The organism is Chryseobacterium sp. MEBOG06 (assembly GCF_021869765.1).
Classification (GTDB): Bacteria; Bacteroidota; Bacteroidia; order Flavobacteriales; family Weeksellaceae; genus Chryseobacterium.
In genome coordinates this window covers 4,998,859-5,023,919 of sequence record NZ_CP084580.1, presented here as the reverse complement: position 1 = coordinate 5,023,919, position 25,061 = coordinate 4,998,859, and the positions used below count along the sequence as shown (strand labels likewise).

General features: G+C 37.6%; 20 protein-coding genes, 2 rRNA genes and 1 pseudogene. 9 read left to right on the top strand and 14 right to left on the bottom strand.

Annotation, left to right across the window (positions count from 1 at the left end; translation table 11 throughout):
• Nucleotides 1-138 precede the first annotated feature (138 nt).
• Both LF887_RS22895 and rrf read left to right on the top strand, forming a co-directional pair.
• A 23S ribosomal RNA gene (locus LF887_RS22895) occupies nucleotides 139-2,894 on the top strand.
• Nucleotides 2,895-3,035: 141 nt separating this feature from the next.
• Nucleotides 3,036-3,143 (top strand): 5S ribosomal RNA (gene rrf, locus LF887_RS22890).
• A 552-nt stretch (nucleotides 3,144-3,695) separates the two neighbouring features.
• On the opposite strand, the gene LF887_RS24495 is transcribed toward rrf, so the two are convergent.
• Entirely contained in the window at nucleotides 3,696-3,857 is a 162-nt protein-coding gene (locus LF887_RS24495; RefSeq protein WP_410680559.1) for a bacteriocin-like protein, read from the bottom strand.
• A 227-nt stretch (nucleotides 3,858-4,084) separates the two neighbouring features.
• On the opposite strand from LF887_RS24495, the gene LF887_RS22885 reads away from it, so the two are divergent.
• A complete protein-coding gene (locus LF887_RS22885) occupies nucleotides 4,085-4,357 on the top strand; it encodes a hypothetical protein (protein WP_236856553.1) in 273 nt (90 codons plus the stop codon).
• An 80-nt stretch (nucleotides 4,358-4,437) separates the two neighbouring features.
• Here LF887_RS22885 and LF887_RS22880 read toward each other — a convergent pair whose 3' ends face one another.
• Nucleotides 4,438-5,388 (bottom strand): isopenicillin N synthase family dioxygenase, encoded by a 951-nt coding sequence (locus tag LF887_RS22880; protein ID WP_236856552.1) that lies wholly within the window; start codon nucleotides 5,386-5,388, stop codon nucleotides 4,438-4,440.
• Nucleotides 5,389-5,472: 84 nt separating this feature from the next.
• Between LF887_RS22880 and menD the strand changes: the two genes are divergently transcribed.
• On the top strand, nucleotides 5,473-7,149 hold the full coding sequence (menD, locus tag LF887_RS22875) for a 2-succinyl-5-enolpyruvyl-6-hydroxy-3-cyclohexene-1-carboxylic-acid synthase (protein WP_236856551.1): 1,677 nt from the start codon (nucleotides 5,473-5,475) through the stop codon (nucleotides 7,147-7,149).
• Here menD and LF887_RS22870 read toward each other — a convergent pair.
• Together LF887_RS22870 and LF887_RS22865 are read right to left on the bottom strand one after the other, a co-directional pair.
• Complete coding sequence (locus LF887_RS22870) at nucleotides 7,146-7,772, bottom strand: aminotransferase class IV (RefSeq protein ID WP_236856550.1); 627 nt, start codon at nucleotides 7,770-7,772, stop codon at nucleotides 7,146-7,148. The two genes, menD and LF887_RS22870, sit on opposite strands and share 4 nt — an antisense overlap.
• Nucleotides 7,756-8,733, bottom strand: coding sequence for an aminodeoxychorismate synthase component I (locus LF887_RS22865; RefSeq protein WP_236856549.1), 978 nt, complete (start codon nucleotides 8,731-8,733; stop codon nucleotides 7,756-7,758). Before LF887_RS22865 ends, LF887_RS22870 begins: the two co-directional genes overlap by 17 nt.
• A 44-nt stretch (nucleotides 8,734-8,777) precedes the next feature.
• Between LF887_RS22865 and LF887_RS22860 the strand changes: the two genes are divergently transcribed.
• From LF887_RS22860 to LF887_RS22845, 4 genes are all read left to right on the top strand, one after another.
• Nucleotides 8,778-9,503 (top strand): hypothetical protein, encoded by a 726-nt coding sequence (locus LF887_RS22860; RefSeq protein ID WP_236856548.1) that lies wholly within the window; start codon nucleotides 8,778-8,780, stop codon nucleotides 9,501-9,503.
• Between the two features lie 72 nt (nucleotides 9,504-9,575).
• Complete coding sequence (locus LF887_RS22855; protein ID WP_236856547.1) at nucleotides 9,576-10,307, top strand: beta-carotene 15,15'-monooxygenase; 732 nt, start codon at nucleotides 9,576-9,578, stop codon at nucleotides 10,305-10,307.
• A gap of 9 nt (nucleotides 10,308-10,316) precedes the next feature.
• On the top strand, nucleotides 10,317-11,372 hold the full coding sequence (locus tag LF887_RS22850) for an AI-2E family transporter (RefSeq protein ID WP_236856546.1): 1,056 nt from the start codon (nucleotides 10,317-10,319) through the stop codon (nucleotides 11,370-11,372).
• Between the two features lie 40 nt (nucleotides 11,373-11,412).
• Nucleotides 11,413-11,649 carry a DUF3820 family protein gene (locus LF887_RS22845; protein ID WP_262912496.1) on the top strand — a complete coding sequence of 79 codons (237 nt, stop codon included), beginning with the start codon at nucleotides 11,413-11,415 and terminating at the stop codon, nucleotides 11,647-11,649.
• Nucleotides 11,650-11,715: 66 nt separating this feature from the next.
• On the opposite strand, the gene uvrB is transcribed toward LF887_RS22845, so the two are convergent.
• The 3 genes and pseudogenes from uvrB to LF887_RS22830 form a co-directional block, all read right to left on the bottom strand.
• Complete coding sequence (uvrB, locus tag LF887_RS22840) at nucleotides 11,716-13,710, bottom strand: excinuclease ABC subunit UvrB (RefSeq protein ID WP_236856545.1); 1,995 nt, start codon at nucleotides 13,708-13,710, stop codon at nucleotides 11,716-11,718.
• A 231-nt stretch (nucleotides 13,711-13,941) separates the two neighbouring features.
• Entirely contained in the window at nucleotides 13,942-14,208 is a 267-nt protein-coding gene (locus LF887_RS22835) for a hypothetical protein (protein ID WP_236856544.1), read from the bottom strand.
• A gap of 38 nt (nucleotides 14,209-14,246) precedes the next feature.
• Nucleotides 14,247-14,581: pseudogene (locus LF887_RS22830) on the bottom strand (BlaI/MecI/CopY family transcriptional regulator).
• 107 nt (nucleotides 14,582-14,688) lie between these two features.
• Between LF887_RS22830 and LF887_RS22825 the strand changes: the two are divergent.
• The gene (locus tag LF887_RS22825; protein WP_236856543.1) at nucleotides 14,689-15,906 is read left to right on the top strand and encodes a PQQ-dependent sugar dehydrogenase; all 1,218 of its coding nucleotides are present in this window, start codon (nucleotides 14,689-14,691) and stop codon (nucleotides 15,904-15,906) included.
• A gap of 114 nt (nucleotides 15,907-16,020) precedes the next feature.
• On the opposite strand, the gene LF887_RS22820 is transcribed toward LF887_RS22825, so the two are convergent.
• The 7 genes from LF887_RS22820 to LF887_RS22790 form a co-directional block, all read right to left on the bottom strand.
• Complete coding sequence (locus LF887_RS22820) at nucleotides 16,021-18,459, bottom strand: TonB-dependent receptor plug domain-containing protein (protein ID WP_236856542.1); 2,439 nt, start codon at nucleotides 18,457-18,459, stop codon at nucleotides 16,021-16,023.
• Nucleotides 18,460-18,623: 164 nt separating this feature from the next.
• Nucleotides 18,624-19,781 (bottom strand): pyridoxal phosphate-dependent aminotransferase, encoded by a 1,158-nt coding sequence (locus LF887_RS22815; protein ID WP_236856541.1) that lies wholly within the window; start codon nucleotides 19,779-19,781, stop codon nucleotides 18,624-18,626.
• 3 nt (nucleotides 19,782-19,784) lie between these two features.
• Complete coding sequence (locus tag LF887_RS22810) at nucleotides 19,785-20,864, bottom strand: FAD-dependent monooxygenase (RefSeq protein ID WP_236856540.1); 1,080 nt, start codon at nucleotides 20,862-20,864, stop codon at nucleotides 19,785-19,787.
• 306 nt (nucleotides 20,865-21,170) lie between these two features.
• Complete coding sequence (locus tag LF887_RS22805; protein ID WP_236856539.1) at nucleotides 21,171-22,547, bottom strand: tryptophanase; 1,377 nt, start codon at nucleotides 22,545-22,547, stop codon at nucleotides 21,171-21,173.
• A 96-nt stretch (nucleotides 22,548-22,643) separates the two neighbouring features.
• A complete protein-coding gene (locus LF887_RS22800) occupies nucleotides 22,644-23,261 on the bottom strand; it encodes a DUF502 domain-containing protein (protein ID WP_236856538.1) in 618 nt (205 codons plus the stop codon).
• A 24-nt stretch (nucleotides 23,262-23,285) separates the two neighbouring features.
• Complete coding sequence (locus LF887_RS22795) at nucleotides 23,286-23,864, bottom strand: tRNA-(ms[2]io[6]A)-hydroxylase (protein ID WP_236856537.1); 579 nt, start codon at nucleotides 23,862-23,864, stop codon at nucleotides 23,286-23,288.
• A gap of 74 nt (nucleotides 23,865-23,938) precedes the next feature.
• On the bottom strand, nucleotides 23,939-25,027 hold the full coding sequence (locus LF887_RS22790; protein ID WP_236856536.1) for an acyltransferase family protein: 1,089 nt from the start codon (nucleotides 25,025-25,027) through the stop codon (nucleotides 23,939-23,941).
• Between the last annotated feature and the right edge of the window lie 34 nt (nucleotides 25,028-25,061).

The window sequence follows — 25,061 nt, the reverse complement described above, 5'->3', positions numbered from 1 at the left end:
AAGAGAAGACATTAAGATCATTGACATTAACGGTAAAGACATCACAAAGAGATAACCGAGCACTTTCGAGTGCCGAGTTTATAAAAATATCGATAAATTTAATTTATCAAAAAATACTGAACTAATATAATTATTAGGAAAGAAATCGTTAAGGGCGTATGGCGGATGCCTAGGCTTTCAGAGGCGACGAAGGACGTGGTAAGCTGCGAAAAGCTGCGGGGATTGGCACACACGAATTGATCCGCAGATGTCCGAATGGGGCAACCCGGCTGGTTGAAGACTAGTCACCTCGTAAGAGGAGCAAACCCGGAGAACTGAAACATCTAAGTACCCGGAGGAAAAGAAATCGAAGAGATTCCGTAAGTAGTGGCGAGCGAAAGCGGATTAGCCCAAAAGCTGATATATGTTTAATAGAATGTTCTGGAAAGAACAGCCGTAGCGGGTGATAGCCCCGTATATGAAAGGCATATTTGAGTGATAAATGAGTAGGGCGGGACACGTGAAATCCTGTCTGAATATGGGGGGACCATCCTCCAAGGCTAAATACTCCTGAAAGACCGATAGTGAACAAGTACTGTGAAGGAAAGGTGAAAAGCACTTCGAATAGAAGGGTGAAATAGAACCTGAAACCGTACGCCTACAAGCGGTCGGAGCACCTATATGGTGTGACGGCGTGCCTTTTGCATAATGAGCCTACGAGTTAATTTTACTAGCGAGGTTAAGGTATTAAGTACCGGAGCCGGAGCGAAAGCGAGTCTGAATAGGGCGTATAGTTAGTAGGATTAGACGCGAAACCTTGTGATCTACCCATGGGCAGGTTGAAGCTCTGGTAACACAGAGTGGAGGACCGAACCGGTTGACGTTGAAAAGTCTTCGGATGACCTGTGGGTAGGGGTGAAAGGCCAATCAAACTGGGAGATAGCTCGTACTCTCCGAAATGCATTTAGGTGCAGCGTCGATGTTAAGTTTATTAGAGGTAGAGCTACTGATTGGATGCGGGGGAGTCAAATCCTACCAATTCCTGACAAACTCCGAATGCTAATAAATGTTCGTCGGCAGTGAGGGCATGGGTGCTAAGGTCCATGTCCGAGAGGGAAAGAACCCAGACCAACAGCTAAGGTCCCCAAATATATGTTAAGTTGAAGCAACGCGGTTGGACTGCATTGACAGCTAGGATGTTGGCTTGGAAGCAGCCATTCATTTAAAGAGTGCGTAACAGCTCACTAGTCGAGCGGTCCGGCATGGATAATAATCGGGCATAAACATATTACCGAAGCTATGGATTTGTATTTATATACATCTGGTAGGAGAGCATTCTATTTGCGCCGAAGCAGTACTGTGAGGTATTGTGGAGCGGATAGAAAAGAAAATGTAGGCATAAGTAACGATAAAGCGGGCGAGAAACCCGCTCACCGAAAGACTAAGGTTTCCTCAGCCATGCTAATCAGCTGAGGGTTAGTCGGGACCTAACGCGAACCCGAAAGGGGTAGTGGATGGACAATGGGTTAATATTCCCATACTTGCTCACACTAAAAAGGGGACGGAGTGCCGTACTTACTGGAGACTGACGGAATAGTCAAGGCCTAGCCTTCGGGCGAAGCTGCTGTAGGGAAAGTGCTTCCAAGAAAAGCCGAAGTGAAGCAACCCGTACCAAAACCGACACAGGTAGTCGAGGAGAGAATCCTAAGGTGCTAGAGTGAATCATGGTTAAGGAACTAGGCAAAATAGTCTCGTAACTTCGGGAGAAGAGACGCCATCAGCAATGGTGGCCGCAGTAAAGAGGCCCAGGCGACTGTTTATCAAAAACACAGGACTCTGCAAAATCGAAAGATGCAGTATAGGGTCTGACACCTGCCCGGTGCTGGAAGGTTAAGGAAGGTGCTTAGCGTAAGCGAAGGCATTAACTGAAGCCCCAGTAAACGGCGGCCGTAACTATAACGGTCCTAAGGTAGCGAAATTCCTTGTCGGGTAAGTTCCGACCTGCACGAATGGTGTAACGATCTGGGCACTGTCTCAACCATGAGCTCTGTGAAATTGTAGTCTCGGTGAAGATGCCGAGTACCCGCAATGGGACGAAAAGACCCTGTGAACCTTTACTATAACTTCGTATTGACTTTGAGTAAGTAATGTGTAGGATAGGTGGGAGGCTTTGAAGCAGGCACGCTAGTGTTTGTGGAGCCAACGTTGAAATACCACCCTTTACTTACTTGGAGCCTAACTTCTGTATGGAAGGACATTGCGTGGTGGGTAGTTTGACTGGGGTGGTCGCCTCCAAAAGAGTAACGGAGGCTTTCAAAGGTACCCTCAGCACGCTTGGTAACCGTGCGTAGAGTGTAATGGCATAAGGGTGCTTGACTGTGAGACCTACAAGTCGATCAGGTGCGAAAGCAGGACATAGTGATCCGGTGGTTCCGTATGGAAGGGCCATCGCTCATAGGATAAAAGGTACTCCGGGGATAACAGGCTAGTCTCCCCCAAGAGCTCACATCGACGGGGAGGTTCGGCACCTCGATGTCGGCTCGTCACATCCTGGGGCTGGAGAAGGTCCCAAGGGTTGGGCTGTTCGCCCATTAAAGTGGCACGCGAGCTGGGTTCAGAACGTCGTGAGACAGTTCGGTCTCTATCTATTGCGGGCGTTAGATGTTTGAGAGGGCTTGATTCTAGTACGAGAGGACCGAATTGAACAAACCTCTGGTGTATCAGTTGTACCGCCAGGTGCACTGCTGAGTAGCTACGTTTGGAAGAGATAAGCACTGAAAGCATATAAGTGCGAAACTCGCCTCAAGATGAGACATCTTTTAAGGGTCGTTGGAGATGACGACGTTGATAGGCTATAGGTGTAAAGACAGTAATGTCATAGCCAAGTAGTACTAATTACCCGTAGATTTATAGCCTAATATGGCGCACGGAAGTGCAGCAAGGTTACCTCTTTGTGAAAGTTTTTATCGATAAACCAGGTAGCAGATGTTGGCTATTAGGAAGCAGGATAAGCCTGCAGCCTTTTACCTCTAACCTGCAACCTTATATACCTTCTTTAGGGTGGTTTTAGCGGTGGGGCTCACCTGTTCCCATTCCGAACACAGAAGTTAAGCCCACCAGCTCCGATGGTACTGCGAAAGCGGGAGAGTAGGTCGCCGCCAGTTTTTATTTTATTTTTAAAAATCCTTTATCATAACGATAAAGGATTTTTTTTATCTATATGATCTGATCTAGTCTAATCTAGTCTAATCTAATCATAATCTATATCAACCGGGCTAAAGCCCGCTTCTATTGAATAAGGATACTCTTTCTTATAACTCCTTCCTTATGAGAACAACACATTTATATTTATTCTCAACTTTCAACTTTCCATTCTCCATTTTCAACTCTCAATTTTTCACTCTCAACTCTCCATTATTCATTGTAGATTCCTACGAATTATCATCCATTTTTCTACTGGTCTTATGACATAATTAAGATGACTTTTTATAGGTAACCTATAAAGCCGAATTTAGGCTAATATTTGGCTTATTATAAAGATTACTTATCATTGTAGCAAAAACCTACTGTTAAGCGAAAATAGAGCTTGCGTTTGATTGTATAGTGATGCTGTTTAAGACCTACGATATTAAGGATATATTCAGAGATTGGATTTTATTAAAAAAGAAAACCGTTCCAAAGGAAACGGTTTTTTGTTACATTTTGATGTTCAATGTTTACATATCACTGTTAGTGTCCGGGCATTTGAAATCATCGCTACAACCAGCGCATACAACTGTACCATTACAATAATACATACAGAACTCTGGTTCAGGAAGTGTAGCTCCTCCAGAAATGTTTTTTAACTGGCCTTTTCTTAGTTTTTTTAAATTTTTCATATTGTTTTAATTAAAATTTTGATAGTAAAGTAAAATTACTTAAAATATTTTTAATTAAACAAAAGATTTTATGTTAAATAGTAAAAAATAACTGGAATATTAATTACACGCTGGCAGAGTTGTAAGTTTTATTTTAATTATTTGAGTCATAACAAAATAAATATTAATTTTAGTACAGAGCTATCCTAAATGGCTCATAATATAAAAAATACTAAAAATCAAAAACTATGAAAAACTTTAAGAAACTTTCCAGAGAAGGTAGGAAAGGAATTATTGCCGGAGTTAACTTTCCTGCTAATTGTATTGAAGGAGGTGGACCTGAAGAAGGTGGCTGCTCTGTAGGGAATATATGTTCTGGTGGAAAATGCGTGCCTTACGATGGAAATCCCGGAGGAGGGGGAGGAAACCCTGGTGGTGGAGATGTATATACCTGTATCTGCCCTTGGGGGACTTTTACACAATCTACTCCTTGTCCGGAATTTTATTGTATAACAGGATAGAATAAAAAATAGTCAATAATTAATCTTGCTGCTATCAGAAGATAACATTCAAACCAGATCAATTATTGACTATTCCAGTATTATTTCTTAATCAAGCCTAGCTCGATCAGTCTTTCATGTAAAAATTCTCCTGCAGTTGTATCTTCATACAATTTTGGATTGTTTTCATCTACACAGTTTTCAAGCGCATTTAAAGACATTGCACTGACAGGATGCATAAAGAAAGGAATTGAATATCTTGAAGTTGTCCACATTTCTCTTGGTGGGTTTACCACTCTGTGAATCGTAGATTTCAATTTGTTGTTGGTATGTCTTGAAAGCATATCTCCAACATTGATCATCAATTCATCTGGTTCTGCAATAGCATCAATCCATTCTCCATTGTGATTCTGTACCTGAAGACCTTTACCCTGTGCTCCCATTAGAAGCGTAATAAGGTTAATGTCTCCGTGCGCTGCTGCTCTTACCGCATCATCCGGTTCTTCAGTGATTGGCGGATAGTGAATAGGTCTTAAGATAGAATTTCCTTCTGCGATTTTGTCGTCAAAATAAAACTCATCTAAACCAAGGTGAATGGCTAAAGCTCTTAGCACATACTGGCCGGTTTTCTCAAGCATTTGGAATGCTTCTTTACCTACCTCGTTGAATTTTGGAAGCTCGTCAACGATTACATTGTCCGGATACTCAGTTTTGTACTTTGAATCATCAGACACATATTGTCCGAAGTGCCAAAACTCTTTTAAGTCTCCTTTTTTGAAACCTTTTGCCGTTTCTTTACCGAATCCTACATAACCTCTCTGGCCACCAATTCCTGGAATCTCATACTTCTTTTTAGTTTCCACTGGTTGTTCAAAAAAGTTTTTTACCTCTCCATACAATTCATCTACTAGGTTGTCATCAAGAAAGTGGCCCTTTAAGGCAACAAAACCAATTTCTTCATAAGCTTTTCCGATTTCATTTACAAATTTCTGTTTGCGTTCCGGGTTGTCCGAAAGGAAATCACGCAGGTCTACACTAGGTATTTTATCCATTTTTAGAAATTTACGAACAGCAAAATTACATTTTTTTTAAATTAAATGATTTTAAAATCATTATTTATAAGTTAAATTTGCTGTATGAAAAAATATTCTTCTAAGAAAAGTATCCAAATACTTGCACATCTTCTTCAGCAGTACGGAATTGCAGACATCGTGATTTCTCCCGGTTCAAGGAATGCTCCTTTGGCGATTCACTTTTCGGAAGTGGATAGTTTTAACTGTTACAGTATTGTAGATGAAAGAAGTGCTGCTTTTGTAGCAATGGGAATGGCAAAAAGCGTGAAAAAACCTGTTGCAATTACCTGTACAAGCGGATCGGCTGTGGTTAACTATTACCCGGCGGTTACAGAAGCATTTTATCAGAATATTCCATTGTTGGTACTGACGGCTGACAGGCCTACTGATTTTGTTGATATTTTTGATGGACAGACTATTAGGCAGAAAGATGTTTTTCATCAGCATTCATATGGTGATTTCCAGCTTTTGGAAGACAGCCAGGAGAATGCAGAAGATATTAATTTTGATACCATTAAAAAAGCGATTGAACTCTGCTTTGAAAAACAGGGCCCGGTACATATTAATATTCCTTTAGAGGAACCTTTATACGAGTTGGTTTCCGAACTTCCGGCTTTTCCAACCGTAGAAAAGACAATTAAACATAAAGAGTACGAAATTCCCTCAAATCTGGTTGCAGAATGGAATACTTCTCAGAGAATATTACTTTTGGTAGGGACAAGAGATTATAGTCCTGAATTGGAAAACCAATTGACTCAGCTCGTGAAAAACCATTCAGTGGTGGTATTAAGTGAAGCTAACTCCAATTTGTACCATGAAAAGTTTTTCAGACATATAGATCGTTATATTTTTAATTTCACTGAAGAGGATTTTAAGACGTATGCTCCTGATTTATTAATTACAGTGGGCCAGAATGTAGTTTCAAAAAAGGTAAAGCAGTTTTTGAGAAGTGCAAAACCTAAGCAGCACTGGCATTTGGATGAAGTTTGGCAGCCTGATACTTATTTTTCTTTAACCGAAAAAATTGAAGTTAAGCCTGAAGTTTTCTTTTCCAAACTATTGAAATTTATCAATCTTGAACCAAGACCTTATTACAACCTTTGGGATGTGCTAAGGGATAAAAAAGATGCGAAACATGAACTGTTTTTAAATAGTGTTGAATTCTCGGATTTTTATTTTTTCAATAAGGCATCACAGACAATTCCCGAGAACTATAATATTCATTTTACCAACTCTTCAGCAATCAGATATGCGCAGCTGTTTGATTTTGGTAAAAGAAAAATGTACTGTAACAGAGGAACGAGTGGAATTGACGGTTCAACGTCCACTGCTATGGGCTTTGCTATTAAAAATGCCAATCCTACTTTGTTAATTACAGGAGATTTGAGTTTCTTTTATGACATCAATGGCCTTTGGAATCAATATATCCCTCCCTTTGTAAGGATTATGATCTTCAATAACGGGGAAGGAAATATCTTTAAGATTATTCCGGGACCAGGAAATGCCAATCCGAACACCCTGGATGAATTTATCGCTACAAAACACCGTAAAAATGCTGAACATCTGGCTAAGCATTTCGGATTCTCCTACATTAAGGTAGAAGACGAAGTGACATTAGACAGGGTACTGGAGAATTTTTTCAAACCGGGTCCACAACCAAAAATTCTGGAAGTAAATACGTCTGGAAAAAACAGTGCGGATATTCAGAAGGCTTACTTTAACTTCATGAAAGAAAGCTAAAGGTCAAGATATTCTTCATTTCCGGGTAGATTGACTATTCTGTCAATAGGATAAATAAACATATCATCGAAATCATTTAAAGCATTAATGATTTGGAAGTGGGTAAACTGCTTTATATTCTGTAAAGTGATCTCTGCTTCCTTTATTTTCTTTTGCTTTAAAAGATGCTGTCTCTGTACCCCATTCAAAAGATAAGTGGTTGGAGTAAACCATTCTCTGCCTTTTAAAAATAAAATGTTTGAAAAAGAGGTATCTGTGATATGATTGTTTTTGACAATGATGATCTCTTCTGATTTTGATTTCATCTTCATTTTATCAAGTTCCTTCCGGTCTTCAAACTTAAAAGAGTAATCGAAGCTGTTATTTTCTACCAGCTGAAAATCCTGGATTTCAGGAATGGCATAGGGGATCATCTGCGTGCGGATTTTTTTATCCAGATCGTAAGCGATTCTTAATTTGAAAAGTCCGTCTTCATCATGCTGTAGGTTTTTGTATATTTTACCCAGATCAATGGAATCTTCTTTTCCAAAATGGGAAAATGTTTGATTCACTCGTTTTTGATGTAGGTCTAATAGAAAAATTTCCTGATCTTCTACTTTAATGCTTTCAATGAATTGGGACATAAATTTTATTTTTCATTTCCTGATATTCGTCTTCTAGTTTACTCATGTGCGTTATACCGCCTCCGCTTTTGAAATAAAGTTGATTTCCTTCTTTTTCAATATAGCGTATCATTACACAGCTGTCGAGATTTTCACCATCAAACCAGCCGCAAACTCCTGTATAGTATCCTCTTTCATATCCTTCAGCATCTAAAATTATTTCCAGCGTCTTGGACTTTGGGGCGCCTAAAATAGAGCCTGCAGGAAGCAGTTTTTGCATAATACTTCCCAACTTTCCATCAAATTCAGATTTTACTGTTCCTGAGATCTCCGAGCTCATTGCATACAGATCCTTTTGCCGGGTTTTGATGAAATCAATATGCTGAAATTTATCAACCTTTACTTCATCGGCTACCCTACTCAGATCATTTCGCAGTAAATCCACTACGGTGTAATGCTCTGCTTTTTCTTTTTTATCATTCTTCAGTGTTTCTGCTGCATTTTCAAGAGAAGCATCAATAGTGCCTTTCATGGGATATGTCAGAATTTTGCCGTCAATAATTTTTACAAAAGTTTCCGGAGAAAAAAATACAAAAAAATCTTTATAATACAGTTTGTATTTCGCATTTGAGTGATAAAAAATTTCCTTCAGGCTTAAATTAGTCTTAATTTCAGTTTTTCTGGTATAATTTACTAAATAAGAATTTCCCAGTCGAATATTTTTCTGAACTTTATCAAACCCGGTTTTAAAGCTTTCCAGCGTTTCCGGAAAAAATTTCCATTCTACTTTTTTATCTAATTCATGCTGTTTTTTTGTGGTTGAAAATTGCTGAAAATCAACAAGTAAACTTGATTTTACTATTTCATTCTCTCTATAGATTTCAACATTCTCACAAAGAAAGTCGATAACAAAGAAATAGGGAACCTTCTGAAGTGAAAGTTCGTCCATTTCCATAAATTTTTGATGATTCACTGAAAACATTCTGCAAAAATAATTATTGATGTTTACTTTTGCATAAATTTTTTATGATGCAGAGCAAATATCCTCAGAAACCGGGAATAGATTTTATATTGAAGCAGGCTTTTTTTTATTGGAATAAAACACTGATTTTTCAGTTAATATTTTCAATCCTTTATTTTGGAATTTTTCTAACAGTCATTTTCGTTGCTGATTTAAAGTACGATATTATAAACCAGTATATAGAAACTACCAAGTATGCAAAAGATGGGGCGGAGATATATGCATCAGAGCTTACAAAACTTGCCGCAACTGAAAATTTTCAGATGTTTTCTCTGGCAATAATCGGGACTACTATTTTCTTATATCCTCTTAATCTGGGATTTTATCAGATTTACAGAAAAATTGATCTTAATGAAAAGCTGGAACTGGGCGATCTGCTTGTGGGATATAATGGTCTTAATTTCTTTAAATACATTGGGTATTATATTTTCTGGTTTTTTATCTACAGATTTACAGTTCCTACAGTAGTGCTTGCTATAATTTGGGTGGCAGTAACCCTATTTGTAGCACCACTAATGTTTTTTACTGATAAAAGAATTTTTGAAGCCATCTCATTGAACTTTAAGGCACTCAAAATGTATTATGTAGAAATATTGGTGTGTACAATTGTTGCTTTTCTGTTTAAATATTTGGGATTCACTCTATTTTTGGTAGGAGGTCTTTTTACATTTCCATTCTGGAATGCGATGATTTATTCACTATATAAAAGTGTTTTTTCAGAAAAAAGCTAAATTTCAATCAGTTTTAATATGTTTTGTTGCCAAAAAAAGTTAATTTTGGTAAAATCATAAAATATTAAAACTATGTCTGAATTTAACGAATTTGATCAGCAGGGTTCTGTCCCGAACAGGGAAACCGGATCAATTATTTCTCATGCTTTCGAAATGTATAAAGGGGTTTTTGGCTACGGAGTGGTTGCCATGATTATCTATATGTTGGGCGGATATGTCATTCAACTTATCTTCGGAATAGATTCTGCTTCTATGGTAGAAGAAATGAGAACTTCAGGAGGGCAATTTAACTACTGGAGTATGCCGGGAGTTCCATTGTATATGACTGCTTCTGGTCTTTTTGGGCTGGTGCTGTCCCCTTTGTATGTTGGCCTGATCTATATGGTGAATAAATATAATACCAAAGTTCCGATTGAGTTTTCCGACCTTTTTATTGGATATCGTCAGAATTTTGTTAATATTTTATTATACAGTTTCCTTTCAGGGTTAATTTCTGCAGTGGCAGCAGCACTGTGCTTTTTCCCTCTTTTCTTTGTTTATCCTTTACTTTTAATAGGATATCCTGTTCTTTTGTTTGAAAATGCTTCTGCTACTGATGCTTTGGCAAAATCTTTCAATATTGCAAAAGAGAATTATGGAACGTTCTTATTAACGGCTATTTTAGGAATGCTTATTTCTATCGCAGGAATTGTTCTTTGCGGAATAGGGCTTATTCTGACTGCACCGTTTATTATGATCGTGATGTACTCTACTTATTGTGCATTCTTAGGAAAACCAAGGCAAATTACATATAACAAACAGTAAAAAAAGAGTATGGATAAGGAGAAACAGATAAGCAGTACTGCTATAAAGCAAATTTCTTTGCTGGCTATTATTTTAATATTGGCAGGCTTGATTTGTTTTAATCTTTCCTTGTTCATTCCTTCCGTTTTAGGAGCGATCACTATTTATGTTGTCTGTAGAAAATATAATTTTTATTTGCAGGAAGAGAGAAAATGGAAGCCGTCACTTGCCGCATTTGCATTGATGTTTGCAAGTCTCATTGTCCTTATTTTACCAATCTACTTTATTGCTGATCTTATCATTGATAAACTGGGAAATGCACAGGCCTATATGGATAAGTTCAATGTTTTTCTGGATAAAATACACGATTATATTGATAAGAAGACGGGATTTGACATACTGAGTAAGGAAAATATGAATAAGCTGAAGGATTTCATTGGAAAATTTTCAACTTCAGCGGTCAGTGGAACATTCAATACCCTTACAGTGGTGATGTCCATGTATTTTATTCTTTATTTCATGCTGGAAAAACCAAAACTGTTTGAAAAGATTTTGACCTCTTCTGCGCCATTGAAAAGATCCAATGTCTCTTTGATCGGAGATAAAATGAGAAAACTTATTATGGCCAATGCTATTGGAATTCCGGTAGTGGCAGTAGGCCAGGGTATAGTCGCACTTATTGGATATCTTATATTCGGGGCACCGGGGGCGGTCTTGCTTTTTGCGCTTACGGCTGCAGCATCGGTAATTCCTGTAGTGGGAACGGCAATAGTCTACGTTCCGGTATGTATCTTTATGATTGCAGAAGGAAACACAGGTCAGGGGATTGGGCTTGCTATTTACTGTGTTGTAGTGGTAGGGCTTACTGATAATCTGCTTCGTTTTACGCTTTTAAAAAAGCTTGAAAATATACACCCACTGAATACCGTGTTTGGAATTATCATGGGAATGAACCTTTTTGGCTTTATGGGGCTTATTTTTGGCCCTATCCTGATTTCTCTTACATTGCTGCTGATTCAGGTCTATAGAAATGAATTTTCGGACGATAATGCACCTCCTGATCTTGAATTACCCAATGTGGATTGAAAATGATCTTAGATAAAAATTAATTTAATTATATAAAAACGTGGAAGGGGTAAATTCGGAAATATTAAAAGAAATATGTATTGTTAAAATGCCTTTCGGAAAATATGAAGGTACAGTTCTGGCAGACCTGCCGATAAGTTATCTGGAATGGTTTAACCGTACCGGAATGCCCAAAGGAAAATTAGGGATGCAGCTTTCAACGGTATATGAGATCAAATTGAATGGTCTGATGGATCTTCTGGTACCAATAAGGGCAGCTGTGAGAAATGGGAGGTAGAATCAAAATATAACTTAATATAAAATTTTGGCGGCATCGAAGATGCCGCCAAAATTTATGTATCAATTAATTAGCTTTCAAAGCTGCAATTTCATCTCTTAGCTTAGCTGCTTTTATAAAGTCAAGATTTTTAGCTGCGGATTCCATTTCTTTCTGCTTTTGGTCAACTATTTTATCTATATCTTCACCGGTATAGCTGGCTTTTGTCTCAGCAACTTTTTGCATGATTTCTTTCTGGGTATATTTCTGATCAGGGAAATCTTTACTTCTTCCGACAAGGTTTTCAGAAATCTTTTTATTTAAAGCCTGTGGTTTCTGTCCATGTTCCTCATTATACTGGATCTGTTTTGCACGGCGGTATTCTGTTTCATCCAATGTAGCCTGCATTGATTTGGTGATCTTATCCGCATACATGATGGCTTTTCCATTGATATTTCTCGCGGCACGGCCTACGGTCTGAATCATTGATCTGCGGCTTCTCAGCATTCCTTCTTTATCTGCATCCAGAATGGCAACCAGTGAAACCTCCGGTAAGTCAAGACCTTCTCTTAGTAAGTTAACTCCGATCAGTACATCAAAAAGCCCTAAACGCAGATCCTGCATAATCTGAATTCTTTCAAGAGTCTCCACGTCAGAGTGAATGTATCGTGTTCTGATTCCAAATTTTGTAAAGTATTTGGTAAGCTCTTCGGCCATTTTCTTCGTCAATGTTGTTACCAATACCCTTTCATCAACGTCTGATCTTTTCCGAATTTCTTCCATTAAATCGTCAATTTGATTCAATGAAGGTCTTACTTCGATAATTGGATCGAGTAGTCCTGTAGGTCGGATAATTTGCTCAATATACGCTCCTCCGGTTTTTTCCAGTTCATAATCTGCAGGGGTTGCAGAAACATAAATAACCTGGTTCTGAATGGCTTCAAATTCCTCAAACTTTAAAGGTCTGTTATCCATAGCTGCCGGAAGTCTGAATCCATATTCCACTAGGGCTTCTTTTCTGCTTCGGTCACCACCATACATGGCATGAACCTGTGGAACGGTTACGTGGCTTTCGTCAATAACCATTAAAAAGTCTTTAGGGAAATAATCAAGCAGGCAGAAAGGTCTTGTTCCGGGAAGTCTGCCATCCAGATACCTTGAATAGTTCTCAATTCCGGAGCAATACCCCAGTTCTTTGATCATTTCAAGGTCCAGTTCTGTTCTTTCCTGAAGCCTTTTTGCTTCCAGAGGTTTTCCGATAGAGCTAAAAAAATCTACCTGTTTTACCATATCATCCTGGATATCCTTAATTGCTCCATTTAAAGTTTCTTTTGAGGTTACAAAAAGATTGGCAGGGTAAATCTGTATTTGATCAAAATTTTCCTCTACATTTCCTGTAACAGGATCAAAGCTTTGGATCTTTTCAATTTCATCTCCGAAAAATTGTATTCTGATAGCATTATCAGCGTAAGCTGGAAAAACATCAATAACATCTCCTTTTACACGGAATGTACCTCTTTGAAACTCATTAAGTGTTCTGGCATACAGTGCATTAACTAATGAATGAAGAAGTGCCGTTCTAGTCAGTTTTTCCCCAATTGCTATGGAAATTAATGATTTATGAAACTCTGTAGGATTTCCGATACCGTAAATACAGGATACGGAAGCTACAATTAAGACATCTCTTCTTCCTGAAAGAAGACTTGCTGTTGCAGAAAGACGTAATTTTTCAACTTCTTCATTGATACTCAGGTCTTTTTCAATATAGGTTCCGGTAGTAGCAATATAAGCTTCCGGTTGATAGTAGTCATAATAACTTACAAAGTATTCTACAGCATTTTCAGGAAAAAATTCTTTGAATTCCATGAAAAGCTGTGCTGCCAGAGTTTTATTATGTGCCAAAACTAAGGTGGGACGCTGAACATTTTTTACAACATTCGCAACAGTAAATGTTTTTCCGGAACCGGTTACCCCAAGAAGTGTCTGATATTTCTCACCGATCTCTATTCCTGCGGTAAGTTTGTCAATAGCCTGAGGCTGATCTCCGGTAGGTTTATATTCTGATTGAAGCTTAAAATCCATAGAAAAGAATGTATACAACAAAAATACGAAAGAAATTTTTAGGCAGGATAATGTTTTGAAGATGAATATTTTGTTATTAAAATTTTCGCCAAATTTTTATGATAGTATATTGTTATTTATAAACACTAAGAAATCAGTGAGGATAAATAAAATTCGTGCATCCCTGTTTTTTAATCATGGATGCACGAATATCATTGTTGAAAATGCATTATGAATTCAGCACTTCTGTTTTTATTTACGTTCAAAAGTCATTGTAGCTGGAATTTTCAATACAGATGCTATCGTTTTGCCATCTTTTGTGGCAGGCTTCCAAGATGTTTTATTGCTAATGTCAGTAATCGTTTTAAGGAATTCCTTATTAAAATTTTCATTGTTACCGGAAGTAGCGATACGAGTTGCCTTTCCTGTTTCATCAATGTGAATGTATGCCGTTGAGGCTATCGAACCTTTTAACTGATCTATATTAGAGAGGTCTATTTTTTTCCTATCTGTGTTCATGACTATTCTTTTATCTGCTCATCGATAATATCCCGGAGTTATTTCAACTGTTTCTGGCTTAGCTTGGCATTGGAGGTAAAAAATGAAGCAAACTGAGTTACAGAGCTGTTAAAAAAACGATCTATCATGAAAGTCATTTCTTCCTTGAAATATTTCCCTTTTTCTATTTTTGGATAGTATTCACGGGAATTTCCATACAGTGTATAGCCTGCCAGCTCCTTATTCTGCATTCTTTTTAAGAGGGTTGCAATTGTGGTGGCAGCAGGCTTGGGCTCCGGGTAGGCTTTTAAGATATCCTTCATGAAAATCTTTTTTTCTCCCAAAGGATTTCCATTAGAATTTTTTCTGAAGCAGTAAGTTTAATCTCTTTCATTCTACAAGATTGTAATTTGTTCTACAGATGTAGAATAAAAATTTAATTACATAAATTTTTATGGCATTATTTTTCCATTCTTTATTCAATCACCTAATTGTAATATTATGAAAACCAATCAATTTTATGTTGTATTTCTAAGTATGTTTTTTATTTTGTCTTCCTGCAGTAAGAACGATGTAAAGGCTCAGAAAACAGGAAAAGATGGCAGTGTGGAAACGGAAAAGCCTAATTCTGAATACAAACCCGCTTTCCCGGGGCAGACAAGAATAAAGGCAGTAAAAACAAATACTTTATACAATGTGGAGATCATAAACCAAGAACTGGGAAAGCCTTGGGGAATCATAAATTTACCGGACGGAAGATTTCTTATTACAGATAAAAGAGGTTATATGAACGTTGTCTCCGCAGACGGAAAACAGATGTCAAAAATTGAAGGTTTTCCTAAAGTAGATTCAAAAGGTCAGGGTGGAATGCTGGATGTAGCTCTTGATCCAGATTTTAAATCCAATTCGATTATTTATTTCAGTTTTTCGGAACCATTTGGGAAAGGAAATCTAACTTCTGTGGCAAAAGGAAAATTGTCTTCAGATTTTAAAACGATTTCAGTGATCAAGGTGATTTTTCGTGCAGAACCTTCTTATGACGGTGATAAGCATTATGGAAGCCGTCTGGCTTTTGATAAAGATGGAAATTTATTTGTAAGTACAGGAGAAAGGTCAGATAAAGTAACGAGAGTATATGCACAGAAAACAGATAATTATTTAGGGAAAATAATCAAAATTACAAAAGACGGAAAGCCGTCACCCGGAAATCCGTTCATTGGAAAAGAAGGTTATAAACCGGAAATTTATGCCTATGGAGTCCGGAATCCGCAAGGTCTGGCAATAGACCCAAATGGAAATCTATGGGATGTGGAGATGGGCCCTAGAGGAGGTGATGAAATCAACCTGATTCAGCCTGGAAAAAACTATGGATGGGGAGACGTTACATACGGTATTGAATATTCGGGAGATAAAGTGGGGAAGGGGATTACCCAAAAAGAAGGTACAGAACAGCCGGTCTATTACTGGGATCCGGTAATTTCTCCAAGTGGAATTACTTTCTATACCGGAAATATAGATGAATGGAAAGGAAACCTTTTTATCGGATGCCTAAGTGGTGAACATATTAACCGGATCGTCATGAAAAATAATAAAGTAGTGGGGGAAGAGCGGCTTTTAGAAGATCAAAAGGAACGTTTTCGGGATGTATTAAATGGAATGGATGGAAATCTGTATGCGGTAACGGATAGTGGTAAGTTGTACAAGATTTCAAAGAAATAGAATAAGAAGAAAATATTAGTAGATATTTAATTTCTTTTTAGCTTAGGATATAAGATGGGCTGTCACTATTTTTGAGGCAGCCCATTTTTTTGTAAGAAAAATATAGATTGTCAATTAAAACTTAAAATTCAGTCTTGCAAAAATTTGTCTTCCTGAGAAACCCATTTGTACAGGATCAAAGATTCCTCCTCCTTCTGTATTTCCGGTAGTTACCTGAGTGGTTTGTAATGTTGGATATCTGTTAAGCAAGTTCTTACTTCCCAAGGTAAGATTTAGGCTTTTTGAAAACTCATATCCGAAAGAAAGATCAGTAGTTACCTTTGGATTGTAAATCTGTTCAAAGTCATCATAGCCTATTAAAGTTACCTTATCAAATCTTACCAATTGCAGATTGACATTGAACTTGCTGATTTTATAGTTGAGATTAAGATTGATTTTTGTTTTGGGAGCAGAAGCAAGAATAAACGCTCTTTCTCTCGGACTTAAATAGATATCTTCTTTCCCCTTCAGCTGATCTGAAGTATTCACACGGGTGATCTCCATATCATTATAGTTCCCTGCTAAAGTGGCCGTCAGTTTGCCGGGACCTATGTTTTCATTATAGCTTAAAATAAGGTCAATACCTTTAGTACGGGTATCTATAGCATTAGAGAAAAATTGTGCCTGGTCAATATATGGATAATCTGCCTGCACTGAAGCGGGAAGATCATCTCTGGAGAAGTTGCCGGTAAGAACAATTCTGTTTTTGACATTGATATAATAACCATCAATAGTTGCCGTGAACTTTCCGGTATTATAAGTAAAGCCTGCACTTCCGTTCAATGATGTTTCCTGTTTCAATTGGGAAATACCCACTCTGCTAGCCAGATCACTATCATTGGATGCCAGCTGAATAGTAACCAGTTTTCCACCCTGAAAATTCGTAAACTGCTGACTGTAATATTTCTGAGCCAAAGACGGAGCCCTAAAGCCTGTGGAAAAAGATCCTCGGAAAGCAAATTGCGGGGTAATGGCATAGCGCGTTGCAAATTTACCATTCAGAGTGCTTCCGAAATCATTATAATTTTCAAATCTTCCGGCGGCACTGATCATCCAGTTTTTGGTAATATCAAGCTCCGTGTCTACATAAGCAGCAAAATTATTTCTGCTTTTGCCAATGTCTGTAGAATATCCCGGAAATCCCTGAGAACCTCCCGGTCTTACCTCTCCACTTAAAGGGTTGGTTACCAGTAAATTTTGAGGAGTATGAGTTGTTACAATATTCCCGTTAACGTCATACATTGCGTAAGAAGCCTCTTCTCCTTTAATAATATTGAATTTCTCATAACGGAATTCTGATCCGAAAGCAACGTTAAGCCCTTCCAGTACTTTGAACATCCTGGTTGCATTGAATCCTGTTGTATTCTGCAGTAATGAATGCCCACCTGCGTCGAAACTGGTAGGAGAGTTTACTCCTAAAGTTGCATTAACGGTACTGTTAATATTATAAATAAACCTATTATCTCCGAATGCATTATAAGCATCTACTTCCCAATTGGCAACGTTGAATTTCAGACCGTTATCAAAAGTGAAATCCGTGATATTGGTATTTTCAATCGGATTAAAACCATTAGGATAGATCTCAGGAATGTTGCCGTCCGCATCCGGAGTCCTTGTCCACGCATAGGCTTTTGTATTTCTGTGAGAAAACCCCTGGCGGGAATAGAACTTTAACCCTTCAGATAGAGGAATTTCAATATTTCCGAAAAAATAGATATTCTGGGCTTTTGCATCTCCGAAGCGTTGTCTTGGCGCTGGAGAAGGATCATTGTAGATAGCCGGATTTGCATTTCTGATGGCATATTCTTTATTAATAAACTCTGCGGTAAAGTTACCAAAGCCTCCTTTCGATCCTATTTTCGTTCCCAGATTTCCACTGAAGTCAAAGGTGCCTCCATCAATCTTATGATCAGATACAACATCATTGTTCCCCGGGCTTTTAAAAAGGTTCATACCATAGAATGCGTTTCCTTCAAAGCCTTTATCACGATCATTAAGAATAACATTGATCACTCCGGCTATAGCATCAGAGCCATATTGCGCGGCAGCCCCGTCACGGAGAACTTCCACTCTTTTTATAGCACCAATAGGAATAGTATTCATGTCATATCCTGTGTTTCCTCTTCCTTTTGTTCCGAAAAGATTGATCAGTGAAGACTGGTGATATCTTTTTCCGTTGAGTAGGAGAAGAGTCTGGTCAGGACCAAGCCCTCTTAAGGTAGCAGGATCTACGGCATCGGCACCATCTGAGCCCGATTGTTTGTTAGAATTGAAAGAAGGGGCGGCAAACTGTAGTAGCTGGTTGACCTCTACCTGACCTGTGGCCTGGCTTACCTGTTTGATGTCAATGATATCAATAGGAACGGGGGTGTTGATAACCGTTCTTTTTTTATTCCGGCTTCCGGTGATGGCGACTTCGTCTATCTTTGACTCATTGAGGGTATCTCTTACCTGCTGGGCATACGATAGGGTAGAAGCTCCAAAAAAAATGATGCTGATGTATTTTATCTTCATATTGATAAATTTGAGTGGTGATTTACTCAAATTTATCAATATTTATTTTTAAATCAATACAGTATTTCAATATTTGTTGATAATGTATTAATTATTAAAGAAGCTTATTGAGTGTTATTGAAAAATAATAACATTTTTATGAAATTCAATGAAAAATTTTAATATTAAAAGCTTGAAATAATTCTATTTATTCCTTCTTCTAAGATTTCCTGCGAAGTGGAAAAACAAATTCTTACATGTCCTTCAGATCCTTTTCCAAACCATCTTTCCGAGCCGGGCACAATGGCTACTTTTCCATGGTGTAAAACGTGTTGCGCAAATTGATCACTGGACATTCCGTTTTTAATTTTCGGAAACATAACAAAGGTAGCTTCCGGAAGGCTGGGCTGAAGAATTTCGGCACCGTTCAGCAGTTTAAAAGCCAGATCCCGGTTATTTTGTAAATGATTCAGAAATTCCCGATACCAGGGCTTAGCTTTTTCCAATGCTACGCTTCCTGCAATTTGTGACAGCGTAGATACTCCTTCTATAGTAGAATTAAAATTGGATTTCTCTGTAAAGTCTTCCAGAATTTCCTGGTCATTACACAAAACAGCTCCTATTCTTAGTCCTGCAACCCCAAACGACTTGGAAAACCCATATACTGTAAAGCTTTTTTTCTTTGCTTCTTCAGAAACGGATGAATACGTGTGGAATTCTTTATTGTCATAAATAATATCACTCCAGATCTCATCACTCATTACCCACAGATTATGAGCAGAGGCTATCTCGGAGACTTTTTTTAATGTCTCTTTAGAATATACCTTTCCCAGTGGATTATGAGGATTGCATATGCTGATAAGCTTTGTTTTTGGATTGATTAAGGAAACCATTTTTTCAAAATCAATAGCTCCGCTTGTAGTATCAACGGGGCATAAGACTACTTTTCCTCCGGCTGTTTCTACAGATTTTTTAAATAGAAAATCCACAGGATCAAGAATAATAGCTTCATCTCCCGGGTTCAGTACATAAGAAGCAATCAGAAACATGCCCTGCGCTGCGCTGTTGACAGCAAGTACATTTTCAGGAGAGAAAGTGCCGTACTTTTCCTGATTAAAATGTTCGGCAACACTTTTTTTAAATTCGGGAAGCCCTGAAAAAGGGCCATAGCTAAGATAGCCGTCTTTAATATAATCAATGATTCCCTGTTCTATTTCCGGGGCTGTCCTGAAGTCCGGATCAGCAGCCGTTAAGGGAATTATTCCATCCTCCAGAGTAGCCCATCTTCCATTATAGGCTTTTCTTTTTAATGCTTCAAAGTTAATATCGTTGTTGGTAAACATTTTTTATTTATAAGATATGGGTAAAATATTTGATGATTGTTGATCAAGAGAGAGCAGAAACTGACTCAATAGCGCTCTGCCATTATGAATGTGCACCTCTATTTCCGGTTTTCTCTCAGCTTCATATTTACGGAAGGCTGTTGTGGTATTATCTTCTTCAACTAAATATTTAGTCAGAATAGAAGAGTCCTTTAAAGCTGAGGTTACTCCCTGGCTGGTAAATGGTATAAGAGGGTGCGCAGAATCTCCTATAAAAACAACATTATCCTTATAAAAAGGATTCAGTTTTTCCAGCTCATAAACACACCATAAATGTACACTCTCATAGTTTGATTTCTGTATAATGGATGAAACCAAAGGATGCCATTCTGCAAAAATATCAAGCATATATTTTTTTAAATCTTCAGATGAGTATTCATTGATTTTGTACTTTTCATTGTCAAACTGCGAGTACCAAAGAATAGTGTCATGAGAAAGCTTCAGAATTCCAAAAGTAAGGCCGCCTTCTTCATGGTGAAATTTTATAAAATCATTTTCAATGGAATCAGCAATTTCTTTATTGTGAATAATATTTACAGCTTCACTCTCTCGTACCTGTCTCATTTTTTCATCTTTAAAGAGATCCCTTCTGATACGGCTTTTCGAACCATCTGAAATAATGGCAATATCAGTATCAATATAAATCCCGTCAGAGCTTTTAAATCTTCCTTTTTCAGTCTTGCAGGGGGTTATACATTCTTCATAAGATATTTTCTCAGGAGAAATATTCTGAGCCAGGAGATTAATCAGCGAATGTCTGGAGATGGCAAATACATTTTCAAGCTCCTTTTCTGCCAGCATTTTTCCTGTATGGGAGTATTGTATATATTTTTTCAGAAAACTTCCATGTTCCAAGAGCTGTGAGCAGTCAATAATCTGAGAAAGATACTCCATTCCTTCCTGAGGAATAAGAAAGCCATGACCTGCTGCGAGGTCATCTTTTTTCCTTCTTTCATAAATGTGGTAATCAATCTGATTTTTTTCTAAGTAATTCGCCATGCTTAAGCCGGAAATACCAGCGCCCACGACAGCAATTTTGTTCATTTTCGGAATAATGGATTTTCAGGTTGGTGTTTAAATTTTTTTAAGATCTCTTTCATTGGATCGTTGCAAAATTAAATTAAAAACAGTCACTTTTAAAAAAATAAATTAGTTTGATTTTGCATCATCAGCATACTGCATAATAATTCGTATTTAGTATAGGGAGCCTGTTTTTTGTAAAATGGGTGGAGTTTAATTCTAGATCGAAGTTAATATACCTCACTATAAGCAGTTGCACATTTATATCTGATCACTAGAATAGGGTGAGCGTAAAAATAAAAAAACCGGAAAAAGCTTCCGGTTTTATGCTTAGGCTTTTTCAAGCTGAACTGTAAAATGTCTTAATATTTCAGGTTCCCATGTTATTTTATAGCCTTTTGATACCTCTTCACGTCTTTCATAAACGTTCTTGATGGCTGCTGCAATATAATCCATATGGTTATTCGTATACGTTCTCCTAGGGATGGCCAGACGCACTAACTCAAGCTTTGGGTAACGGTTTTTTCTTGTCTCAGGGTCTCTGTCAGCCAGTAAAGTTCCGATTTCTACGGTTCTGATACCTGCTTCTTTATAAATTTCAAGTCCTAACGTCTGAGCCGGATACTCTTCACGGGAAACATTTGGAAGGAAATTTAAAGAGTCAATGAAAACAGCGTGTCCTCCGATAGGTTTTTGAACCGGAATTCCATATTCGATCAGCTTGTTTCCAAGGTATTCAACCTGAGAGATTCTGCTTTCCAGGTAAGCAAACTCAGTCGCTTCATCAAGACCTACAGCTAATGCCGCCATATCTCTTCCTGCCATTCCTCCGTAAGTAATGAATCCTTCGTAGATAATAGTGAAATTGGAAGCTTTTCTGAAAACTTCTTCATTATTTAAAGCAATAAATCCACCGATGTTTACCAGGCCATCTTTTTTGGAACTCATAGTCATCCCATCTCCGTATGAAAAAATTTCTTTACAGATCTCTTTAATGCTTCTGTTCTCTTGTCCTGCTTCTCTTTTTTTGATAAAGTAAGCATTTTCTGCAAACCTTGCAGAATCAAAGAATACAGGGATTCCGTATTGGTCTGAAAGAGCTTTTACTGCTTTCATATTTTCCAAAGAAACGGGCTGGCCTCCGGAAGAATTACAGGTAATTGTAATCAGGCAGAAAGGAATGCTTTCTTTAGGGTGGCTTTTGTAAATTTCTTCCAGTTTTTCAAGGTTGATATTTCCTTTGAAAGGGTGAAGGTCATTAATATCAAAAGCTTCATCTATTGTACAGTCAATTGCATGAGCTTTTCTGAATTCAATATGCCCTTTTGTAGTATCAAAGTGAGAGTTACCGGGAACTACGTCACCTTCTTTTACCAATACCGAAAAAAGAACATTTTCAGCGGCTCTTCCCTGGTGAGTTGGTAATAAATATTTGAAGCCGGTAATTCTTTCTACCGTTTTCTGTAATTGTTCGAAAGAACGGGATCCTGCGTAGCTTTCGTCTCCTGTCATCAAAGCACCCCATTGTCTGTCAGACATCGCTCCGGTTCCGGAATCTGTAAGCAGGTCGATATATACCTGTGAGGATTTTAAATTGAAGAGGTTATAATTAGCATCTTTAAGCCACTGTTCTCTTTCTTCTCTTGTTGATTGGTAGATTTCTTCCACCATTTTGATGCGGAAAGGTTCCGCGTACGGTAATTTCATGAGTTAGAATATGTTTTAAATTGTTTTTTGTAAAGAAAATTAGTTTGAAAATAATTTTTCAAATTCATCAAAGTATCTTCAGGAAAGAGTATGGGATTACTCCGGTGCCTTAAATATGTTTTCGTCAGAATGAAATCCTGCCACACCACCACTTACTGCAAATTTCATAGCAGAAGCAGCTGTCATTCCCACTACAGGTTTGATGTTTTTTTCTTCAGTAACAATTACCCAACCCGATATTGCATAAGAATGGGGAAGGTATACCGCAACGTAATTATGTTTGTCAACGTCCGACATTTCTTTTTGAGTTAAAAAGCCAATTCTCCAGATTTCCGGATTTTCATTGGTTTTTACCCATACAGGATCGTTGAATTTTTTCTTGTCACCTACAAAGGAAGACATAACGTCTTTGGTAGGAGTGTAGATATGTTTTACTCCGGGAGTTTTTTCCAGTAAACTATCCATGGTATCGAAAAAGAATCGGCCCACCACAAATTTATTTCCAAGAAATCCCAGAATAGCTGTAAATAATATAATTGAAACAAAAACAAACCCAGGAATCTGTTGTGCAAGCGAAGGGATAAGATTATCAATAGCACTTACAATATACCAGATCACAAAAATGGTAAGCCCGATAGGCCCAATAATGACCAATCCCTGAAAAAAGTTTTTAAGGAAAAAATTGGCGATATTTTCAAAGCTCGGCTTCTTCAATGTATATTCTTTAAAGTTTATATTTTAACCGTGAATGGTTTCTTTGTTTCCGTAGGATTTAATGATGCTGGCTTCATATTCCAGCCATTCTTCCCATCTCTTATTCACTGCTTCCGGCTCTCCAAGCTGTCTTGCAAGACCAATGAAAGTAGTGTAATGATTGGCCTCTGAAATCATAAGCTCTCTGTAGAAAACTTTAAGCTCTTCATCTTTGATGTTTTCTGTAAGAACTTTAAATCTCTCACAGCTTCTTGCTTCAATCATAGCGGCAAAAAGTAATTTGTCAACGATTAGTTTTTCGCGGGTACCCTGTACTACAAATTTAGCAAGCTCATTGACGTAATCGTCTTTTCGGGCTTTCCCAAAAGTGTAGCCTCTTTTCTTTATAATCTCATGCACCTGGTTAAAATGATCCAGTTCTTCCTGAGCAATCGCAAGAAGTTCGGTAACAATATCCGGATATTCTGAAAGCATAATAATAAGACTGATTGCATTGGTAGCCGCTTTTTGCTCGCACCAGGCATGATCAGTTAAAATTTCCTGAATGTTTCCTTCTGCAATATTTGCCCACCTTGGATCGGTAGGAAGTTTCAACTTAAACATGTTGTAAATTTTTTGTAAATTTAAACAAATTGAGATAAGAAATATGACTTTATTTCAATTTGATCACTAAAGTCCTAAGCCGCGGTCTTTCTTCTTAGGGATTCCAAAATATTCCAGCCCAGTGTATCTACTTTTTTCAGCCCTGCAGAGATAATGAATGCCAGTATAATATTAATAATGTAAATGATCATCATTAAAAGCCACCAGGGCATATTTTCTTTTAAAGGAACTACCAGAAAATAAACCAGTGATGAACTTATTCCCTGTCCAAAATAAAAGAAAATAGCATTTTTACCTATATAGGTAATGAAATTGTCTTTGGAAATTTTTAATCTGTTATAAAGGACAAAGAGAGTTACCAAAGAGAATTGTGCCCAGATGATATATGGGATTTTGGGTGGAAATTTGTTTTTATTGATTTTGTAAAAGATCTCATTTCCATAATACCAGAACATCCATAATAGAGCTCCTGCAACTAAAGCATACAAAAGAGGTATAATCTTGTTGGGGATCTTTTTGCCACGCATTCTGTTTCCGATTAAGAAGACAGCGAGATAAAATGCTACGTAACCCACCTGCCCTGTTGGATAATATTCCGGAAATATATTAAATAACAGAGTTAATGCAATACATATACCTATGAACCAGTTAATATGTTTTGGGAAAAATTTTAAAATTAATACTCCAAATACGGTGAGGATAAAATAAACTTTAAGATACCAGAAGCTTCCCATCACAACCGGGAAAGTATCTGCATTGGTATACTGATGAAGATACCAGTTTCCGAGATTTTGCCATTGAGGTACAGCTGAAATGCTGGTGGTAGCATACTTTGACCCAAATGTAGAATAGAAGCTCTGGAGCCATTCCTGGGAGAAGAAGGTGAGTCCAAAGACTTTAAAGAAGTAATCCATAAAGAACAGAAAAGTCACAAAGATCATATAGGTGATCTGTAATTTTAATAAACGGTAAAATGTCTTTTCAATATTGGCTCCTGAGGTAATTCCGCTGAGTGCATAGAAAAGGGCCACATCAAAAACGAGGGAAAAGACTCGTACTTCCGCAGGAATATAAAACTGTCCTGACCAGAAAGCTGTATGAATGAATATAATAGATAAAGTTGCCAGTCCTTTGGCAAAGTCAATATAGAGATCTCTGTTCATTATTATAGGATATGGCTCAAAAGTAAATAAACTT

Coding starts and splice junctions, on each gene's coding strand:
- LF887_RS24495 (WP_410680559.1), bottom strand. CDS start 3,857: ATGAAAAATTTAAAAAAACTAAGAAAAGGCCAGTTAAAAAACATTTCT.
- LF887_RS22885 (WP_236856553.1), top strand. CDS start 4,085: ATGAAAAACTTTAAGAAACTTTCCAGAGAAGGTAGGAAAGGAATTATT.
- LF887_RS22880 (WP_236856552.1), bottom strand. CDS start 5,388: ATGGATAAAATACCTAGTGTAGACCTGCGTGATTTCCTTTCGGACAAC.
- menD (WP_236856551.1), top strand. CDS start 5,473: ATGAAAAAATATTCTTCTAAGAAAAGTATCCAAATACTTGCACATCTT.
- LF887_RS22870 (WP_236856550.1), bottom strand. CDS start 7,772: ATGTCCCAATTCATTGAAAGCATTAAAGTAGAAGATCAGGAAATTTTT.
- LF887_RS22865 (WP_236856549.1), bottom strand. CDS start 8,733: ATGTTTTCAGTGAATCATCAAAAATTTATGGAAATGGACGAACTTTCA.
- LF887_RS22860 (WP_236856548.1), top strand. CDS start 8,778: ATGATGCAGAGCAAATATCCTCAGAAACCGGGAATAGATTTTATATTG.
- LF887_RS22855 (WP_236856547.1), top strand. CDS start 9,576: ATGTCTGAATTTAACGAATTTGATCAGCAGGGTTCTGTCCCGAACAGG.
- LF887_RS22850 (WP_236856546.1), top strand. CDS start 10,317: ATGGATAAGGAGAAACAGATAAGCAGTACTGCTATAAAGCAAATTTCT.
- uvrB (WP_236856545.1), bottom strand. CDS start 13,710: ATGGATTTTAAGCTTCAATCAGAATATAAACCTACCGGAGATCAGCCT.
- LF887_RS22835 (WP_236856544.1), bottom strand. CDS start 14,208: ATGAACACAGATAGGAAAAAAATAGACCTCTCTAATATAGATCAGTTA.
- LF887_RS22825 (WP_236856543.1), top strand. CDS start 14,689: ATGAAAACCAATCAATTTTATGTTGTATTTCTAAGTATGTTTTTTATT.
- LF887_RS22820 (WP_236856542.1), bottom strand. CDS start 18,459: ATGAAGATAAAATACATCAGCATCATTTTTTTTGGAGCTTCTACCCTA.
- LF887_RS22815 (WP_236856541.1), bottom strand. CDS start 19,781: ATGTTTACCAACAACGATATTAACTTTGAAGCATTAAAAAGAAAAGCC.
- LF887_RS22810 (WP_236856540.1), bottom strand. CDS start 20,864: ATGAACAAAATTGCTGTCGTGGGCGCTGGTATTTCCGGCTTAAGCATG.
- LF887_RS22805 (WP_236856539.1), bottom strand. CDS start 22,547: ATGAAATTACCGTACGCGGAACCTTTCCGCATCAAAATGGTGGAAGAA.
- LF887_RS22795 (WP_236856537.1), bottom strand. CDS start 23,864: ATGTTTAAGTTGAAACTTCCTACCGATCCAAGGTGGGCAAATATTGCA.
- LF887_RS22790 (WP_236856536.1), bottom strand. CDS start 25,027: ATGAACAGAGATCTCTATATTGACTTTGCCAAAGGACTGGCAACTTTA.